This is a genomic window from Achromobacter ruhlandii (assembly GCF_002082135.1).
GTDB classification, from domain to species: Bacteria; Pseudomonadota; Gammaproteobacteria; order Burkholderiales; family Burkholderiaceae_B; genus Achromobacter; species Achromobacter ruhlandii.
On record NZ_CP017433.1, the window covers coordinates 1,152,439 to 1,169,189 of the forward strand.

The following is a 16,751-nucleotide window of genomic DNA, read 5'->3' on the forward strand; positions in this document are numbered from 1 at the left end:
CAGGGGAAAAAAAAGCAGCCCGGAGGCTGCCTTTTTGCTGTGACTCCCGTAGGAGCGACAGGATCAGGAAGCGGACTTGACCGTGCCAGCGGTGCGGGCGAAACGGGCGCGGAACTTTTCCACGCGGCCGGTCTCGACGATGCGCGTCTGGGCGCCCGTGTAGAACGGGTGCGATTCGGAGGTCACGTCGCACTTGAAGAGCGGGTACGTCTTGCCATCGAGTTCGATGGTTTCACGCGTCTGGACGGTCGAGCGGGTGATGAACTTGCTGCCCGTTTGCAGGTCGGCGAAGACGACTTCGCGGTATTCGGGGTGAATGCCTTCTTTCATGGTGCTTTCCTAGGACTCCCAAGGGAGTCATGTCAAAAGTTAGGGTCGCCAGCACGAACCGCTTTCAGGCGTTCTTGCCACGTATCCGAAAAGTAACTGCGCATTCTAGCATGGGAATCGCCGGCAGGGGCGCGCAATCCGGGCCGCTCTGTCAGGGAGCGCCCGGCCTTTCATCTGGGGACGGATGATATCGCCGATCACAGATCGGTGCGCAGTTTCCAGATCTCCGGGAACAGCACCACTTCCAGCATGCGCCGCAGATAATCCACGCCCGAAGTGCCGCCGGTGCCGCGCTTGAAGCCGATGACGCGCTCGACCGTGGTGACGTGGCGGAAACGCCACAGGCGGAAGGCGTCTTCCAGGTCGGTCAGCTTTTCGCCCAGCTGGTACAGGTCCCAGTAGCGCTCGGTGTCGCGGTAGACCGTCAGCCAAGCCTGCTCGACGCCTTCCGAGGCCTGGTAGGGCTGGGTCCAGTCGCGCTCCAGGCGGTCCGCCGGCACCGTCACGCCGTGCCGCGCCAGCAGGCGCAGCGATTCGTCGTACAGCGAGGGCGCCTCGTAAGCGCGCTGCACCTGCGCCAGCAGGTCGGCGCGGTGCGCGTGCGGCTTGAGCATGGCGGCGTTCTTGTTGCCCAGCAGGAATTCGATCTGGCGGTACTGGTAGCTCTGGAAGCCGCTGGAGCGCGCCAGGTAGGGACGCAGGGCGGAGTACTCGGGCGGCGTCATGGTCGCCAGCACGTCCCAGGCGTGGACCAGCTGTTCCATGATCTTGCTGACCCGCGCCAGCATCTTGAAGGCCGGCTGCGGACGGTCCGCCGCCAGGTTGGCGATGGCGCCGCGCAGCTCATGCAGCATCAGCTTCATCCAGAGTTCGCTGGTCTGGTGCTGGATGATGAACAGCATTTCGTTGTGCTCGGGCGACAGCGGGTGCTGCGCGCCCAGCAGTTCGTCCAGGTGCAGGTAATCGCCGTAGGTCATGTCGCGCGTGAAATCCAGCTGCGCTTTTTCCTCGTGGACAATGTCTTCGGGGCGTTGGGCTTGGCTCATGCGAGGCCTCCCTGGCAGGGCGGGGCGGCGCGGCGGGCGGACGCGGGCAGGCTGCGCCAGCCGTTGAACGGCAGGCGGGCGCAGGCGAGCGCCATGCGCGGGTTGAGCGGTGTGGTCATGATCTTGCTTCTCGAATGGGGACGGCCGGACGGGCGGCGTGAACGTCGCGCCGCGTTGCGCACGGCCGGCCCGTGGCCGGTGTTTCAGCCCAATTCGCGCAGGACGGCGCGCACCGGGCTGGCGTCAGCCTGGATCAAAGCCAGCGGCAGTGCGATCAGTTCGTAATCGCCCTCCGGCACATCGTCGAGCACCAGATTCTCCAGTACTCGCATGTCGTGCCGCAGGATGGTGTGATGGCTGTCCAGGGTCTTGCTGGACGCGGGGTCGATGCTGGGGGTATCCAGCCCGATCAGCATGACGCCGCGTTCGGCCAGCCATTCGATGGTCTGGGGCGCGTAGGCCGAGAAGTCGTCCGTCCACCACTCCTGCGCGGCATGCTTGGCGGTACGCACCAGGACGCGCGGGGGCAGGTTGTTGGCGGCGTGGAGCAGGTGCTCCGGCGTGATCAGGGGGCCGCAGTCGATAGCATGGATGACGCGACAGGGCCCCAGGAAGGGTTCGAGCGAGACCGCGCCGATGGCGGCGGCGCCGTTCTGGTAGTGCAGCGGCGCATCGGCGTGCGCGCCCACGTGGGGCGACAGCGTGATTTCGCTGACGTTGACCGGACAGCCGGGCGCGAGCGACCACTTCCATTCCTGGCGATACGGGGTATCGCCGGGAAACACGGGCGAGGCCGTGGACACGGGAGGGGAGATATCCCACAGGCGTTTCATGGAAGGCGCGGATCGCGAAAGCGGAATTAGGTTAAGCCTAAAGCAATATCGGGCCGTAGTCTAACGAATTCCCGCAGGGCGCGCAGCCCCTCAGATGCGGCCGAGTTCCGCCATCGAGCTGACCGCGTCGCCGGCGACGATCAGGTGGTCGACCAGGGCGACATCCACCAGCGCCAGCGCTTGCTTCAGGTGACGCGTGAAGGCCAGGTCGGCGGCGCTCGGCTCGGCCAGCCCGGAAGGGTGGTTGTGCGCCACGATCAGCGCGGCGGCGTGATGCCGCAGGGCCTCGCGCACGACTTCGCGCGGATACACCGAGGCCTGCGACAGCGTGCCGCGGGCCAGTTCGCCGCTGGCGATCAGCCGCAGTTGGCTGTCCAGGTACAGCGCGATGCAGTGCTCGACACGGCGGTGCGCCAGCGTGACCCGGCAGTATTGTTTGACCCGCGAGGGGTGGTCGAGCGTGCTGTCGCGCGCCAGTTCTTCTTCGATCGCGCGCTTGGCCATCTCCAGGATGGCCGCCAGGGCGCAGGCCTTGGCCGAGCCCAGGCCGGGAACCGCCTGCAGTTCCTCCGGGGTGGCGCCCAGCAGCCCGCGCAGGCCGTGGAAACGGTCCAGCAATTGGCAGGAAAGATCCAGCACATTCAGACCCGGCACCCCTGTGCGCAGGGCGATGGCCAGCAGTTCGGCATTTTGTAACGCCGAGGCGCCCAGGCGCAGCAGGCGCTCTCGGGGACGGTCGGCTTTGGGCACCCGCGCAGACAATTTCATAAGAGGCTCTAAAATCAGGGTTTATTTACTGTCTGAATACGGTGGCAGATCTTGAGCATCGCCTCTAACGAAGTGAACGTTTTGGTCCGTCCGGACTCCTACCTGACGCTGAACTACCGCATCACGCTGGCCTCCGGGCCGGGCGAGGGCTCGGTGTTCACCGACACCTTCGACGGCCGTCCCGCGACCCTGCAGATGGGTAGCGGCCAGTGGGCGCCGGGCCTGGAGGCCGCCTTGCTGGGCAAGGCCGAGGGCGACCGCTTCAGCGTCACGCTGGAGCCGGCCGACGCTTATGGCGAGCGCAATCCCGACCTGATCCAGCGCGTCACCCGCAAGATGCTCGCCGAGCACGCCGGCGCCGACGCGACCTTCGAGCCGGGCGACCTGGTCGAATTCGCCGCGCCCAACGGCGGCCGCTATTCGGGTGTCCTGAAGGAAATCAACGAGGAATCGGCGCTGTTCGATTTCAACCACCCGCTCGCGGGCGTGCGGTTGCGGGTCGACGTGGCGCTGCTGGGAGTTCTCTGATGAGCCAGGTCGTCCCTGTCACCGCCGCCGATGCCGAAGTCGTGCTGGCCCAGCCGCGCGGCTTCTGTGCCGGCGTCGATCGCGCCATCGATATCGTCGAGCGCGCGCTCGAACTGCACGGCGCGCCGATCTACGTGCGCCACGAGATCGTCCATAACCGCTATGTGGTCGAAGACCTGCGCGCCAAGGGCGCCATCTTCATCGACGAACTCGACGACGCGCCCACGGGCGCCATCGTGGTGTTCTCGGCCCACGGCGTGTCCAAGGCGGTGCGGGCCGAAGCCGAGGCGCGCGGGCAGCAGGTGTTCGACGCCACCTGCCCGCTGGTGACCAAGGTGCATATCGAGGTGGCGCGCATGCGCGCGGCCGGCCGCGAGATCATCATGATCGGCCACAAGGGCCATCCGGAGGTCGAAGGCACGCTGGGCCAGGCCCAGGGCGGCATGTACCTGGTCGAGACGGTCGAGGACGTGGCCGGCCTGCAGGTCACCGATCCCGAGAATCTGGCGTACGTCACGCAGACCACGCTGTCGGTGGACGACGCCGCCGCCGTGTCCAAGGCGCTGAAGGCGCGCTTTCCCAGCATTGTCGAGCCCAAGAAAAGCGACATCTGCTACGCCACCCAGAACCGCCAGGACGCGGTCAAGGTGCTGGCGCCCGAATGCGACCTGGTGCTGGTGGTGGGCAGCCCCAACAGTTCCAATTCCAACCGCCTGCGCGAAGTGGCGGACCGCAAGGGCGTGGCGTCCTACCTGATCGACGGCGCGCATTCCATCGACCCGGCCTGGCTCGAGGGCCGCAAGCGCATCGGCGTGACCGCTGGCGCTTCGGCGCCCGAGGTGCTGGTGCAGCAGGTCATCGCGCGGGTCAAGGAACTGGGCGCGGTGTCGGTGCGCACCATGCCGGGCCTGGAAGAGAACGTGGCGTTCCCGCTGCCCAAGGGCCTGTCGCGCAAGGCCGTGCAGACCGAATCGCTGGAATAGTCGCGGCGCCCCGCCGCGGGCGTCGCGCCGAACAAGAATCGAGGAGACTCCATGCAGTTGTACAGCTATTTCCGCAGCTCGGCCGCGTATCGCGTGCGCATCGCGCTGAATCTGAAGGGCCTGCCGTACGAATACCTGGCCGTGCACCTGCTCAAGGACGGCGGTCAGCAATTGTCGGCCGACTACCGCAAGGTCAACCCGACGGCGCTGGTGCCCACTCTGGTCGACGGCGATGCCGTGATCGGCCAGTCGCTGGCCATCATCGAATACCTGGAAGAGACGCATCCGCAGGCGCCGCTGCTGCCGGCCGACGCGATCGGCCGCGCGCGCGTGCGCGACCTGGCGCTGGGCATCGCCTGCGATACCCATCCGCTGAACAACCTGCGCGTGCTGAAGTACCTCAAGCACACGCTGGGCGTGGACGAGGCCGCCAAGACGGCCTGGTACCAGCACTGGGTGCGCCAGGGGCTGGAAGCCCTGGAGGCGCAACTGGCCGGCTCGGCCGCCACCGGCAGGTTCTGCCACGGCGACACCCCGACCATCGCCGATCTGTGCCTGGTGCCGCAGGTGGCCAACGCGCGCCGCTTCGAATGCGACCTGAGCGCGATGCCCACGGTGGTGCGCATCGACGCCGCCTGCCGCGAATTGCCGGCGTTCGATGCCGCCGCGCCGGGCAGGCAGCCCGACGCCGAATGAGACGCGGGCCGGCCGGGATGTCTTCCCGGCCGGCCCGCCGCCTGCTCGTCGATCGGGCTCAGCCCAACTGCACCGGCACGAAGATCTTGTCTTCGCCGCGCTGCACCAGCAGCGCCACCGTCTTGCCGGCCTTGGACAGCGCGTCCTTGACCTGGCCGATGTTGTGCACCGGCACGCCATTGAGCGACAGCAGCACGTCACCCGGCTGGATGCCGGCCTTGGCCGCCGGACCCGCCGATTGCTCGATCAGCAGGCCCTGCGTGCCCGAGGCCTCCTGCTCCTGAGGCGAGAGCGGGCGCAAGGCCAGGCCGAGCTGACCCTTCTGTACGTCGCGGCTGTCGCCGGCGGTCTGCGTCCGGTCCTTCGGCACGCCGCCCAGCGTCGCCACGACTTCCTTGGGCGCGCCGTTGCGCCACAGGTCCAGCGTGATCTTCTCGCCCGGCGTGGCCAGCGTGATCAGCGACGCCAGGTCGCCGGACGACACGATGGTGCGGCCGTTGATCTTGCGCACCACGTCGCCGGGCTGCAGGCCGGCCTTCTCGGCCGCGCTGCCTTTCTCGACGCTGGAGACCAGCGCGCCGGACGGCGTATCGAGCTTGAACGAGTTGGCCAGGTCCTGGTTCACCTCCTGCACCGTCACGCCCAGGCGCGCATGCTGCACCTTGCCGTGTTCCAGGATCTGGTCCTTGATCTTGTACGCCACGTCGATCGGGATCGAGAACGACAGGCCCTGGAAACCGCCGGTGCGGCTGTAGATCTGCGAATTGATGCCGACCACCTCGCCGCGGTCGTTGAACAGCGGGCCGCCGGAATTGCCGGGGTTCACCGCCACGTCGGTCTGGATGAACGGCACCGACGTGTCGTCCGGCAGCGAGCGCCCCTTGGCGCTGACGATGCCCGCGGTGGCGGTGTTCTCCAGGCCGTAGGGCGAGCCGATGGCCAGCACCCATTCGCCCACCTGCAACTGGTTGACGTCGCCGACCTTCACCACCGGCAGGTTCTTGGCGTCGATCTTGATGACGGCCACGTCGGTCTGCGGATCGGCGCCCAACACCTTGGCGCGGAATTCGCGGCGGTCGGTCAGTTTGACGGTCACTTCCTTGGCGCCCTGCACGACGTGGGCGTTGGTCAGAATGATGCCGTCGCTGCTGACGATGAAACCCGAGCCTTCGCCGCGGATCGGCACTTCGCGCGGCGGCATGCCGCCGCGCGCGCCGGGGATCTGGCCGAAGAACTGGGCGAAGGGGTCGTCGTCGTCATCGGATACCTTGCGCGTGCCGCTGATGCTGATGTTGACGACGGCGGGGCCATAGTCGCGCGTGATCTGGGCGAAATTGGGGGCGACCATCATCGCGGCGCCCGGCGCTGCGGCCGCGACCGCGGAGGCCGTGCTGGCCGGGGCGCTGGCGGCCATCGAAACGCCGCCGAACGTGGCGGCGGCACCCGCGCCGCCTATCGCGCCGGCGGCCAGCAGCGCCAGCACCAGGCGCGAGGGTTTGATCTGCGAAGTCTTCATGTCGGCTCCTGCGTTCATGTGTGGGGACATGGCGCTATCTTCGGGCCTGACACTTAGGTGAATCTTAAGTCGGCGCGCGCGGAAAACTGACTTTGGCCCGCAGGCCGCCGTCGGGCGCGTCCTCCAGCGTGATGGTGGCGCCATGGCGCTGCGCGACGGCGCGCGCGATCGCCAGCCCCAGGCCGCTGCCATGCTGGGTATTGCCCTCGATCCGGTAGAAGCGGTCGAACACGCGGCCGCGTTCCTCGGGTGGAATGCCCGGGCCGTTGTCATCGATCAGCAGCAGGACCTGGTCGGCCGAGGTTTCAAGCCGGATGTCGATGTGGCCGCCGGCCGGCGTGTACTTGATGGCGTTGTCGAGCAGGTTGCGCGCCAGCAGCACCAGGTCGTCACGGCGTCCGCGTATCCAGGCTTGCGGTTCGCCGCGCATTTCGACGGCTATGTCCTTGGCATTGGCGGCGGCCAGGGTTTCGGACAATGCCAGGCGCAAGGTATCGGCCAAGTCGACCGGTTCGGCGGGGAGGGATTCGGCGGTGTTTTCCTGGCGCGCCATGGACAGCAATTGCTCCACCAGTCGCGTGGCGCGCTCGATGCCGGTCGCCAGCCGTTGCTCGGCGAGCTGGCGGCTGGCGTCATCGGGGGCGCGGCGCAGCGATTGCAGTTGCAGGGTCAGCGCCGCCAGCGGCGAGCGCAGTTCGTGCGCGGCGTCGCCGACGAATTGCTTCTGCTGGGCGAAGGCGCCGCGCATCCGTTCCAGCAGCAGGTTCAATTCCTGCATCAGCGGCCGGATCTCGTCGGGCAGGTCGGGCACGTTGATCGGCGACAGATCCTCGGGCCGGCGGTCAGCCACCTGCGCGCGGGCGCGCTTGACCGGCCGCAGCGACCAGCTCACCACGCACCAGACGATCAGCATCAGCAGCGGCGCGGCCGCCGCGATCGGCGCCACCGTGCGCCAGGCCAGCGCGCCGGCCATGCGCTTGCGCACTTGCATGTCCTGCGCCACCTGGATCACCTGAAACGGCGTCGCCAGTGAATAGACGCGATAGGTGCTGCCTTCGACCTCGGTATCGGCGAATCCCAGGATGATCTGGTCGGGCAGCGGGCGGCGCGAACGCGAGTTGAATACGCGCACCCCGTCCGGTGTCCAGATCTGGATGATGAGGTCATCGGCCATCGGCGTGCCCGAGCCCTTGGCATGGGAGGGGCCCATGCGCAGCAGCCCGTCGCCCGTGCCCAGCGACAGCGCCGTGCGCTGCAGCAGCGAGTCGAAGATGTCGTCGGCCTGCTGCAAGGTGCTGCGATAGGCGATGGTGCCTTGCACCAGCGCGCCGACCGCGATCGCGGCGAGCAGGAAGAACAGCAACCGGGCCCGCAGCGAGTAGCTAAGCGGAATGCTCATGTTTTGGGGATGACATAGCCGACGCCTCTGACGTTCTGGATCAGGTTCTGACCCAGTTTCTTGCGCAGGCCATGAATATAAACCTCAACCGCGTTGCTGCTGACGCTGTCCTTCCAGCTGTACAGCTTTTCCTCGAGCTGGGCGCGCGAGAAGATCATGCCTGGCCGGGCGATGAGCGGCTCCAGCACCGCCCATTCGCGCGCGGTCAGTGGCACGGGGGTGCCGTCGACTGTGGCGGCATGCGCTTGCGGATCGATGGTGATGCCGTCGTGCTCGAACACCGGTTCGGCGCGGCCCGCGCTGCGGCGGATCAATGCGCGCATGCGGGCCAGCAGTTCGTCGACGTCGTAGGGTTTGACGATGTAGTCGTCGGCGCCGGCGTCCAGGCCGGCGATGCGGTCGCTGACGGCGTCGCGGGCGGTGGCGATCAGCACGGGCGTGCGGTCCTTGCGGGCGCGCAGTTCGCGTAGCAGGGTCAGGCCATCGCGGCGAGGCAGCCCGAGGTCCAGCAGCACGAGGTCGTAAGGATCGGTGCTCAGGGCCAGGTCGGCCGCATGGCCGTCCTTGACCCAATCGACGGCGTAGTGCTCGGCGCGCAGGCAGTCCAGCACGCTTTCACCGATCATGGTGTCGTCTTCGACGAGAAGGATGCGCATGATAGTCGTCGCCATGGGGGAATCCAACGGGTTGGACGCGCGCGGCGAGACGGGAGTTCCCGCAAGGCCATCTGGCAAACGGGGGGGCGACGATGCTGGAAGGCGGGGGGATACCGGGCTTCCCTGCGTGTTTTCAGAGAGGGATCACCGCGCCAGAAATGAAAAAGCAGCCCGGGTGGGCTGCTTCTTGGATTCTGGTGCCGGCAATAGGAGTCGAACCTACGACCTTCGCATTACGAATGCGCTGCTCTACCAACTGAGCTATGCCGGCAAGACCATTTGCTTCGTTTCCGGCAAGCCAGAAGTTCAAGCAAAACATCTTTTTCTTCGCAGTTCATGCCCTGTTTATGGGGCCCGATCTGGAAAGACCGAAATCATATCAGAGTTTTTCTGCAATGGGAAACAGGGCGCGCGGTGTGCGTGAAAAAAGATCGGATTTGCACACTTCGAATTTTTCCTTCATAATCTCGTTTCTTAGCAGTTCCCCGATAGCTCAGTCGGTAGAGCGACGGACTGTTAATCCGCAGGTCGCTGGTTCGAGCCCAGCTCGGGGAGCCAAAGAATTCAGGGCCACTCACGCAAGTGAGTGGCCCTTTTGGTTTTTCGCGTGGTTTTTTTGCGTGGTTTTCCGCGCATCGCTTTCCGGGCTTCCGGGCGTGCATCGCCGGCGCGAATTCTCGGATGCGCGCGCCTGTCGCGCTTTTCCCGCCGCGTGATTCGGGCGGGTCGTTTGCGTCGTTCCTTTCCCATTCTTCCCTGGTTGCTCCGACCCGCCTGCGGGGCGCGCGAGATCGTCGGCAACGCGACCTTCGCCCGGCTGCATGAGCCGTTTTCGCCTTTGGGGTGTGTTATGTAATAACATTTCTATTTTGGCGTGGCAATTTTTCGGATGGGGTCATCATGCGGACGAGCGATGAGCGTGTGGATGTGGGTGGGAGTGAAAAGGTGGCGGCGGTCCCGGGGCGCGGGCAGGGGGATGGCCGCCTGCCGGTGACGGTGCTGTCCGGCTTCCTGGGCGCGGGCAAGACCACCTTGCTCAATCATGTGCTGAACAACCGCGAAGGGCGGCGGGTGGCGGTCATCGTCAATGACATGTCCGAGGTCAATATCGATGCCAGGCTGGTGCGCGAGGGCGGGGCGGCGCTGTCACGCGCCGACGAGAAGCTGGTGGAAATGAGCAATGGCTGCATCTGCTGTACCTTGCGTGAAGACTTGTTGATCGAGATCCGGCGCCTGGCCGCGCAGGGGCGCTTCGATTACCTGCTGATCGAGTCGACCGGCATCTCGGAGCCGCTGCCGGTCGCCGAGACCTTCACCTTCCGGGACGAGGACGGCACCAGTCTGTCCGATGTGGCGCGCCTGGACACCATGGTGACGGTGGTGGACGCGTTCAATTTCCTGCGCGACTACGCCAGCCACGATAGCCTGGCCGCGCGTGGCGAAACCCTCGGCGACGAGGATCGGCGCACGGTGGTGGACCTGCTGATCGAGCAGGTGGAGTTCTGCGACGTGATGGTGCTGAACAAGACCGATCTGATCGCGCCGGACGAGCTGGCGCGGCTCGAGGCCATCCTGCGCAAGCTCAATCCGCGCGCCGATATCGTGCATGGAGCCTTCGGCAAAGTGCCGCTGGGCCGCGTTCTGGATACCGGACGCTTCGATTTCGAGGCGGCGGCGCAGGCGCCCGGCTGGCTTCGGGAACTGCGCGGGGAGCATGTGCCGGAGACCCAGGAATACGGCATCGGCAGCTTCGTGTTCCGCGCCCGGCGGCCCTTCCATCCCCAGCGCCTGTGGGACTGGATGCAGGAGGAATGGCCTGGCGTGGTGCGGTCCAAGGGATATTTCTGGCTGGTGACGCGGCCGGCGTTCGCGGCTTCGTGGTCGCAGGCCGGCCCGGTCACGCGCCACGGCGCGGCGGGTTACTGGTGGGCGGCCCTGCCGCGCGAGCGCTGGCCCGAGGATGCGGATTCGCGCGCCCGCATCGTCGCCGATTGGGATCCCATCTATGGCGACCGTTGCCAGGAGCTGGTGCTGATTGGCATCGGCATGGACGAAGCGGAACTGCGGGCGCGCCTGCGGGCCTGCCTGATGACCCAGGAGGAAATGTCCCGACCGGCCGACGAATTGGCTACGATTCGGGATCCGTTCCCCGCCTGGGGCGCGGCGCAATAGCGAGGGCGGCGCGCAAGCCGGTGCGAGGCATGGGATTGGAAGGCGATAAGCGCATAGGCGTAACGGTGATTTCAGGGTTCCTGGGCAGCGGCAAGACGACGCTGCTCAATCGTCTGCTGCGCGAACCGGCCTATGCCGACGCCGTGGTCATCGTCAACGAGTACGGCGACATCGGCGTGGATCATCACCTGGTGCGCCTGGCGCAGGACAATATCGTGCTGATCGAGGGCGGTTGCCTGTGCTGCGTGGCCAGTGGCGCGGTGGCCGATACCCTGCGCGAGTTGTTTATGCTGGCCCTGAAGCGTCGTATCAGGCCGTTCCGACGGGTGCTGATCGAGACCAGCGGCCTGGCGGATCCGGCGCCCGTGCTTTTTACGCTCAAGCATGACCGTTTCCTGGCCGAGCGCTACGCCTATCAGGGGGCGATCGTGGTGGTGGACGCGCGGCTCGGGCCGCGCCAGCTGGAAACGCAGCCCGAAGCCTTGCGGCAGCTGGCCCTGGCCGATACGGTCGTGTTCAGCAAATCCGACCTGGTGGATGCGGCGCAATTGCGTCATGTCGAGCAGCTCGTGACCGCGATCAATCCCGGCGCGCGGCGCTGTGTCCAGCGTACCGATGCGCCGGTGGTGGAGGCGTTGCGCGAGGGGCCGGACACGCAGGCGCGGCGTGACGGGGCCGACCTGGCGGGGTGGCTGCAGGCATTTGCCAAGCCAATGTCCGGGCGCCATGCCCAGGTGGCGAGTTTCTCGTTGACGCTGACCGCGCCTATCGGTCGCGCCGCCTTCCTGGCGGGCGTTTCGCGCGTGCAGGAACGGTTCGGTCAGGCGCTGTTGCGGATGAAGGGGCTGGTGTGTTTCGAAGGGGAGGCGCTGCCTTGCGAGGTGCATGGCGTGCACGGCGAGTTGTATCCGATCCGTCCGTTGCCGCAATGGCCGGGCGATGAGCGGCAATCGCGGCTGGTTTATATCGTCCAGGGCGCGGACGTGGCCGAGGTGCGGGCGCAGGCCTGTGCCGCGCTGGGGCAATTCCCCGCGTGACCCGTCGTCGCTCCAGGGGCCTGAAATGGTCCGGCACCTGTCCTGCAAGGTGCGGAAAGTGCACGGAAATACGGTATAACCGGAAAGTCTGGTGCAAGAATCGAGACAATCATGGACCGATTGAAAGCGATGCAAGTATTCGTGGAGGTCGCCGACAGGGGTAGCTTGTCGGCGGCGGCGGTCCACCTGGATATGTCGCGCGCGATGGTGTCGCGCTATCTCGCGGAAATGGAGCAGTGGGTCGGCGTGCGCCTGCTGCATCGCACCACCCGGCGCCTCAGCCTGACGCCGGCCGGGGCGGAAACGCTGCCCCGTTGCCGCCAGATGCTCGACATGGTGGGCGACCTGCGAAATGCCGTATCGACGCCCGAGGATACGCCGCGCGGCCTGTTGCGCATGACCACCAGCATGTCGTTCGGTTCCCGCCACCTGGCCAAGGTGGTTACCGACTACGTCAAGCTGTACCCGGGCACGTCGGTCGACCTGATGCTGGTAGAGCGCGCGGTGAATCTGGTCGAGGAGCGGGTCGACCTTGCGGTGCGCATCACCAATGACCTGGATCCCAACCTGATCGCGCGCAAGCTGGCCGTGTGCCGGTCGGTCGTCTGCGCCTCGCCCGAGTATCTGCGGCGCGAGGGCGAGCCGGCGCGGGTCGAGGACCTGTCTCTGCGCAATTGCCTGACCCACTCCTATTTCGGCAAGAGCCTGTGGCGCTTCGAGCGCGATGGCGTACCGGTGGACGTGCCGGTCAGCGGCAACATCAGCGCCAACGAGGTTTCGGTGCTGTTGCAGGCTGCCGTTGAGGGTGCGGGCATCGCCATGTTGCCGACCTACTATGCCGCGGAATACGTGGCGCAAGGACGCCTGAAGGCAATCCTGACGCAGGCCCGGCCGCAGGAACTCGGCATCTATGGGGTTTATGCGTCGCGCAGGCAGATGCCCCTGATCCTGCGTTCGATGCTCGATTTCCTGGTGGAAAGGCTCGGTTCGGCGCCCTGGGACCAGCCCTAGGCAGTGTCCGGCGTGGCGCGATTCGGGCGCGTGGCTTGAGGGCGGGGTATATAACGGTATAATTTGGGTGCTGCCTCGACAGGCCGGGCGCTGTGCATCAGGGCTTTTGCCAATGTCCGCTAGCATGTAGTCTTAACATCCAAGAATCGTGGTTCCGGTATATCGGGTTCCGGCTTGCGGGTCGGGGCCGGGCAAGGCCGGGCACCGCGAGCTCCAGGGGAGGCGCGCCGGGTTATCCGGATGGCGACCGCAGGCGCGTGGCGCCGGTGGCCGATGCCTGAAGATTCAGGTTCTTGATATCGATTGCCGCAATATCGATTGCCGCGGAAAAAAGTGCCGGGTAGTGGCGCGATCCGCAGGCGTGTTGGCATATTTGCCAGCTTTTCCAGATTTTGCTTGAACGAATTTGTCGTCGACAGGATTTGTCTTTCACGGATTTGTCGTCGGCGGATTTGTCCCCGCCTGAGCCGGGGCATGCGCGCAGCCATTTCGAATGGCGCGATTCTCGCCGCGTGATTCCGCGGCGACGGGCAGTACATACAGGATTCTCGTGAGAAAAACGCAAACCAGCGCTGTCCGTAGCCATTGCGCCCATGGCGGGGTTCAGGCGGCTGTGCGGGCTGCCGATGCGCGTGTTTGTCGTGGTTCCCGTAATCGTGCCGTGGCGCAGGACGCAGGCGTGTCCGTGGCGCAAGGCGGGCGGCTGGTGCGCGTATCTGGTTGCGTACGCGCTGGTTGCGCACGCGCGCTCCCCGGGGGTGTCTTCGGTGTTGTCTTCGGTGCTGTCTTCGGCACTTTCTCCGGGATTTTCTGCCCCGGGATTTTCTGCCGATCCGACTCGCTGGCGCCCACTGAAAACCGGCCGCACAAAGTGGCCGCAAATGAAAAAGGCCCGGCGCAATCGCCAGGCCTTGATCAATTTGGTTGCGGGGGCAGGATTTGAACCTACGACCTTCGGGTTATGAGCCCGACGAGCTGCCAGACTGCTCCACCCCGCGTCTGAGAAAAGAATAATAGCCTTATTTTCAACCTAACGCAAGTTAGCCCTTTTTTGAATTTGAATGTCGATGAACGATAGCGAGGCGATACTCGTGCTGGAAACCGCGCTGCTTTGCGCGGTGCAGCCGATGCAACTGTCCGAAATGCGCAAGCTGTTCGGGGACGATGAACAATTCGACAACAGCGCGCTGCGCGCGTTGCTGGAAACGCTGCAGAACAACTGGGCCGATGGCGGCCTGGAATTGGTGCAGTTGGCGACCGGGTGGCGTTTCCAGAGTCGGCCGCACATGCAGCGTTACCTCGAGCGGCTCAATCCGGAAAAGCCACCCAAGTATTCGCGCGCCGTGATGGAAACGCTCGCCATCGTGGCCTGGCGCCAGCCGGTGACGCGCGGCGACATCGAAGACATCCGTGGCGTGACCGTCTCGTCGAATATTGTCAAGGCGCTGGAAGACCGGGGCTGGATCGAGGTGATCGGCCATCGCGACGCGCCGGGCCGCCCGGCGCTGTTCGGCACCACGCGCCAGTTCCTGGACGATCTGGGATTGCGCGCGCTGGACGAACTGCCCGCGCTGGAATCCGCTCATGCCGCCGCTGCGCTGGCCGGCCTGGATCTGGGTGAAGTGCAGCAACTGGCCGAGGCTGCGGAAGAGGGCGAGGGGGCGGCGTCGGCCGACGAGGGCGGTCCCGTTGCCGACCACACCGGCGAGCCGCTTGCCGTGGCTGAATCGATGGCCGGCGAGGATGTGCAATCCAGTATTCCGATGACGGAATTGTCTGTTTCGGACGACGATGCCCCCATCGCGACGGGCGATAGCGTAGAATCCCCGCTTTCGCGCACAGAAGAAGACGCGATTCCCGCAGACGATTCCACCGTCCGGGCGCAAGCCGAAAGCTTGTCCGATGCGCCATCCGTGGGCATCGCGAATGCCGGGCGCTTCGAGGAAGACGAGGCGCCGGGTGTGGGTGTCGCCCAAGAGGCGCATGGCGGGTCGCCCGACCATGCCGCAGAGACTGGCAGTACCGACGCAGCCGCCGGATCCGGCGCCGCGGACGAACCTGTCGAGCACGCGGAAAGCGCGAAACCGACCGAACCGATAGACGAGGCTGAACCGCTGGCGCCTGGCGCCGGGCCGTTCGAGCCTGATACCGGCTCCGCCACGGCGGAGCCTGCCGAGCCGGATTCCGGTCAGCCCGAGGCTGATCGCGAACCGGCGTCCCCCGATGACGATGCGCCTGCTCCCGGCAGGCCTCCCCAAGTTTGAAATTCGGAGCTGTCCCAGTGACAACGAATACAGCAATGCAGGACGACAACCCGCGTCCCGATGACGCCGTTTCCAACGGGCCGGCGGAAACCGCCGTCAGCCGCGAGCCGGCCGCCGAAGGCGAGGCCCGCGGCCGTGGCCGCAAGCTGCGCACGCCGTTCCGCCGCCGTCGCGGCGATGCGGCGGCCGAGCAGGCGCCCGCCGCCGACGGTCAGGCCGCCGCGCCCGGCCAGGCCGAGGGCGCGGACAGCCGTGGCGGCGAGCAGGAAGCCGAGCAGGCGCTGTCTTACCTGGATACCGCCGACCGCATGGAACAGCGGCTGGGCAAGTACCTGAACAGCGAAGCGGTCATGCCCAAGCTGCACAAGGTGCTGGCCGACGCGGGCATCGGCTCGCGCCGCGAGATGGAAGAGCTGATCGTGGCCGGCCGTGTGTCGGTCAATGGCGAGCCGGCCCATATCGGCCAGCGCGTGGCGCCGAACGACCAGGTGCGCGTCAATGGCAAGCCCATCATGCGCACCAACACCAAGAAGCCGCCGCGCGTGATCCTGTATCACAAGCCTGCCGGCGAAATCGTCAGTCACGACGACCCCGGCGGCCGCGCCAGCGTGTTCGCGCGCCTGCCCAAGCTGCGCACCGGCAAGTGGCTGTCGGTCGGTCGTCTCGACCTGAATACCGAAGGCCTGCTGATCTTCACCACGTCGGGCGACATGGCCAACCGCATCATGCACCCCCGCTACGGCACCGAACGCGAATACGCGGTGCGCGTGCTGGGCGAGATGGACGAGGCGCAGCGCCAGTCGCTGGTCGATGGCATCGAGCTGGAAGACGGCGTGGCGGCGTTCGGCGCGCTCGATTACCTGGGCGGCGACGGCAGCAATCGCTGGTATCGCGTGACCCTGCAGGAAGGCCGCAACCGCGAAGTGCGGCGCATGTTCGAAGCGGTCGGCGTGACCGTCAGCCGGTTGATCCGCACCCGTTTCGGTGACGTGGTCCTGCCGCGCACGCTGCGCCGCGGCCGCTGGGAAGAGCTCGATGCATCGTTGGTCACCGCGCTGATGGTGCAGCTGGGCCTGTTGCGCGAAGACGACGAGTCCGGCGGCAACCGCCGCCGCTCCAAGCAGCCGCAGTCGCATGACAGCGCCTTGCCGCCGGGTTTTGGCACCATGGATCGCAATGGCATGAACGGCGCCCGCATCGGCCGCCGCGGCAAGATCCAGGGCGGCCGGGTCGGCAGCGCCGGCCAGGCGGCGGCTTGTCCGTCCGATCCGTTCGGTACCGGTCTGATGATCGCCGGCGGCTATGCCAATGGCCATCCGCTGGCCGGCGAGGCCAATGGCAACCGCAAGGGCGGCAAGTCTGGCGGCGGTCGTGGCGCGGCCGGCGCGGGCGGTGGCAATAACAAGGGTGGCGGACGCGCCGGCGGCAAGGCCGGCGGCGGCAAGGGGCGTGGCGTGCGCGCCGTGGCCGCCAATGGCCCGGCGCCGGCCGCCGCGGAGGCGCCGGCGGGGG

At 66.5% G+C, this 16,751-nt stretch carries 17 protein-coding genes and 3 tRNA genes; 9 read left to right on the forward strand and 11 right to left on the reverse strand.

Annotation, left to right across the window (positions count from 1 at the left end; all coding sequences use genetic code 11):
- Positions 1-63: 63 nt before the first annotated feature.
- The 5 genes from AruCF_RS05185 to radC form a co-directional block, all read right to left on the reverse strand.
- Positions 64-330 (reverse strand): type B 50S ribosomal protein L31, encoded by a 267-nt coding sequence (locus tag AruCF_RS05185; RefSeq protein ID WP_006388310.1) that lies wholly within the window; start codon positions 328-330, stop codon positions 64-66.
- 197 nt (positions 331-527) lie between these two features.
- Complete coding sequence (gene kynA / locus AruCF_RS05190) at positions 528-1,376, reverse strand: tryptophan 2,3-dioxygenase (protein ID WP_049072396.1); 849 nt, start codon at positions 1,374-1,376, stop codon at positions 528-530.
- Complete coding sequence (locus AruCF_RS30120) at positions 1,373-1,495, reverse strand: hypothetical protein (RefSeq protein WP_257721421.1); 123 nt, start codon at positions 1,493-1,495, stop codon at positions 1,373-1,375. The genes kynA and AruCF_RS30120 overlap by 4 nt, the downstream gene beginning before the upstream one ends.
- 84 nt (positions 1,496-1,579) lie before the next feature.
- Positions 1,580-2,209 (reverse strand): arylformamidase, encoded by a 630-nt coding sequence (gene kynB / locus AruCF_RS05195; RefSeq protein ID WP_049072397.1) that lies wholly within the window; start codon positions 2,207-2,209, stop codon positions 1,580-1,582.
- Positions 2,210-2,299: 90 nt separating this feature from the next.
- Positions 2,300-2,977: a RadC family protein gene (gene radC / locus AruCF_RS05200; RefSeq protein ID WP_049072398.1), complete on the reverse strand. Its 678-nt coding sequence runs from the start codon at positions 2,975-2,977 to the stop codon at positions 2,300-2,302.
- A 51-nt stretch (positions 2,978-3,028) separates the two neighbouring features.
- On the opposite strand from radC, the gene AruCF_RS05205 reads away from it, so the two are divergent.
- The 3 genes from AruCF_RS05205 to maiA are packed head-to-tail and all read left to right on the forward strand — an operon-like array spanning position 3,029 to position 5,184.
- Positions 3,029-3,505, forward strand: coding sequence for an FKBP-type peptidyl-prolyl cis-trans isomerase (locus AruCF_RS05205; RefSeq protein ID WP_080977348.1), 477 nt, complete (start codon positions 3,029-3,031; stop codon positions 3,503-3,505).
- Positions 3,505-4,488, forward strand: a complete 984-nt coding sequence (gene ispH, locus AruCF_RS05210) for a 4-hydroxy-3-methylbut-2-enyl diphosphate reductase (protein WP_049072400.1) — start codon at positions 3,505-3,507, stop codon at positions 4,486-4,488. The genes AruCF_RS05205 and ispH overlap by 1 nt, the downstream gene beginning before the upstream one ends.
- A gap of 51 nt (positions 4,489-4,539) precedes the next feature.
- On the forward strand, positions 4,540-5,184 hold the full coding sequence (gene maiA / locus AruCF_RS05215) for a maleylacetoacetate isomerase (RefSeq protein ID WP_049072401.1): 645 nt from the start codon (positions 4,540-4,542) through the stop codon (positions 5,182-5,184).
- A gap of 58 nt (positions 5,185-5,242) precedes the next feature.
- On the opposite strand, the gene AruCF_RS05220 is transcribed toward maiA, so the two are convergent.
- From AruCF_RS05220 to AruCF_RS05235, 4 genes are all read right to left on the reverse strand, one after another.
- A complete protein-coding gene (locus tag AruCF_RS05220) occupies positions 5,243-6,700 on the reverse strand; it encodes a DegQ family serine endoprotease (RefSeq protein WP_049072403.1) in 1,458 nt (485 codons plus the stop codon).
- 64 nt (positions 6,701-6,764) lie between these two features.
- Entirely contained in the window at positions 6,765-8,099 is a 1,335-nt protein-coding gene (locus AruCF_RS05225; protein ID WP_049072405.1) for an ATP-binding protein, read from the reverse strand.
- Positions 8,096-8,755, reverse strand: coding sequence for a response regulator (locus tag AruCF_RS05230; RefSeq protein WP_049077578.1), 660 nt, complete (start codon positions 8,753-8,755; stop codon positions 8,096-8,098). The genes AruCF_RS05225 and AruCF_RS05230 overlap by 4 nt, the downstream gene beginning before the upstream one ends.
- A 195-nt stretch (positions 8,756-8,950) precedes the next feature.
- Positions 8,951-9,026: transfer RNA gene (locus tag AruCF_RS05235), tRNA-Thr, on the reverse strand.
- Positions 9,027-9,237: 211 nt separating this feature from the next.
- Here AruCF_RS05235 and AruCF_RS05240 point away from each other — a divergent pair.
- From AruCF_RS05240 to AruCF_RS05255, 4 genes are all read left to right on the forward strand, one after another.
- Positions 9,238-9,313, forward strand: a tRNA-Asn gene (locus AruCF_RS05240).
- A gap of 342 nt (positions 9,314-9,655) precedes the next feature.
- A complete protein-coding gene (gene zigA, locus AruCF_RS05245) occupies positions 9,656-10,927 on the forward strand; it encodes a zinc metallochaperone GTPase ZigA (protein WP_235432752.1) in 1,272 nt (423 codons plus the stop codon).
- Positions 10,928-10,956: 29 nt separating this feature from the next.
- Positions 10,957-11,964, forward strand: coding sequence for a CobW family GTP-binding protein (locus AruCF_RS05250; RefSeq protein WP_049072408.1), 1,008 nt, complete (start codon positions 10,957-10,959; stop codon positions 11,962-11,964).
- A gap of 111 nt (positions 11,965-12,075) precedes the next feature.
- The gene (locus AruCF_RS05255; RefSeq protein ID WP_144419097.1) at positions 12,076-12,975 is read left to right on the forward strand and encodes a LysR family transcriptional regulator; all 900 of its coding nucleotides are present in this window, start codon (positions 12,076-12,078) and stop codon (positions 12,973-12,975) included.
- Between the two features lie 232 nt (positions 12,976-13,207).
- Here AruCF_RS05255 and AruCF_RS29035 read toward each other — a convergent pair whose 3' ends face one another.
- Positions 13,208-13,894, reverse strand: a complete 687-nt coding sequence (locus AruCF_RS29035; RefSeq protein WP_144419098.1) for a hypothetical protein — start codon at positions 13,892-13,894, stop codon at positions 13,208-13,210.
- Positions 13,895-13,896: 2 nt separating this feature from the next.
- Positions 13,897-13,973, reverse strand: a tRNA-Met gene (locus AruCF_RS05260).
- Positions 13,974-14,036: 63 nt separating this feature from the next.
- On the opposite strand from AruCF_RS05260, the gene scpB reads away from it, so the two are divergent.
- Together scpB and rluB are read left to right on the forward strand one after the other, a co-directional pair.
- Positions 14,037-15,239, forward strand: coding sequence for an SMC-Scp complex subunit ScpB (scpB, locus tag AruCF_RS05265; protein WP_049072410.1), 1,203 nt, complete (start codon positions 14,037-14,039; stop codon positions 15,237-15,239).
- A gap of 35 nt (positions 15,240-15,274) precedes the next feature.
- Positions 15,275-16,751: 23S rRNA pseudouridine(2605) synthase RluB (gene rluB / locus AruCF_RS05270; protein ID WP_254431169.1), on the forward strand; the 1,477-nt coding region annotated here is incomplete at its 3' end.

Coding starts and splice junctions, on each gene's coding strand:
- AruCF_RS05185 (WP_006388310.1), bottom strand. CDS start 330: ATGAAAGAAGGCATTCACCCCGAATACCGCGAAGTCGTCTTCGCCGAC.
- AruCF_RS05230 (WP_049077578.1), bottom strand. CDS start 8,755: ATGCGCATCCTTCTCGTCGAAGACGACACCATGATCGGTGAAAGCGTG.
- zigA (WP_235432752.1), top strand. CDS start 9,656: ATGCGGACGAGCGATGAGCGTGTGGATGTGGGTGGGAGTGAAAAGGTG.
- AruCF_RS05220 (WP_049072403.1), bottom strand. CDS start 6,700: ATGAAGACTTCGCAGATCAAACCCTCGCGCCTGGTGCTGGCGCTGCTG.
- kynA (WP_049072396.1), bottom strand. CDS start 1,376: ATGAGCCAAGCCCAACGCCCCGAAGACATTGTCCACGAGGAAAAAGCG.
- AruCF_RS05250 (WP_049072408.1), top strand. CDS start 10,957: ATGGGATTGGAAGGCGATAAGCGCATAGGCGTAACGGTGATTTCAGGG.
- ispH (WP_049072400.1), top strand. CDS start 3,505: ATGAGCCAGGTCGTCCCTGTCACCGCCGCCGATGCCGAAGTCGTGCTG.
- AruCF_RS30120 (WP_257721421.1), bottom strand. CDS start 1,495: ATGACCACACCGCTCAACCCGCGCATGGCGCTCGCCTGCGCCCGCCTG.
- maiA (WP_049072401.1), top strand. CDS start 4,540: ATGCAGTTGTACAGCTATTTCCGCAGCTCGGCCGCGTATCGCGTGCGC.
- scpB (WP_049072410.1), top strand. CDS start 14,037: ATGTCGATGAACGATAGCGAGGCGATACTCGTGCTGGAAACCGCGCTG.
- kynB (WP_049072397.1), bottom strand. CDS start 2,209: ATGAAACGCCTGTGGGATATCTCCCCTCCCGTGTCCACGGCCTCGCCC.
- radC (WP_049072398.1), bottom strand. CDS start 2,977: ATGAAATTGTCTGCGCGGGTGCCCAAAGCCGACCGTCCCCGAGAGCGC.
- AruCF_RS05225 (WP_049072405.1), bottom strand. CDS start 8,099: ATGAGCATTCCGCTTAGCTACTCGCTGCGGGCCCGGTTGCTGTTCTTC.
- AruCF_RS05255 (WP_144419097.1), top strand. CDS start 12,076: ATGGACCGATTGAAAGCGATGCAAGTATTCGTGGAGGTCGCCGACAGG.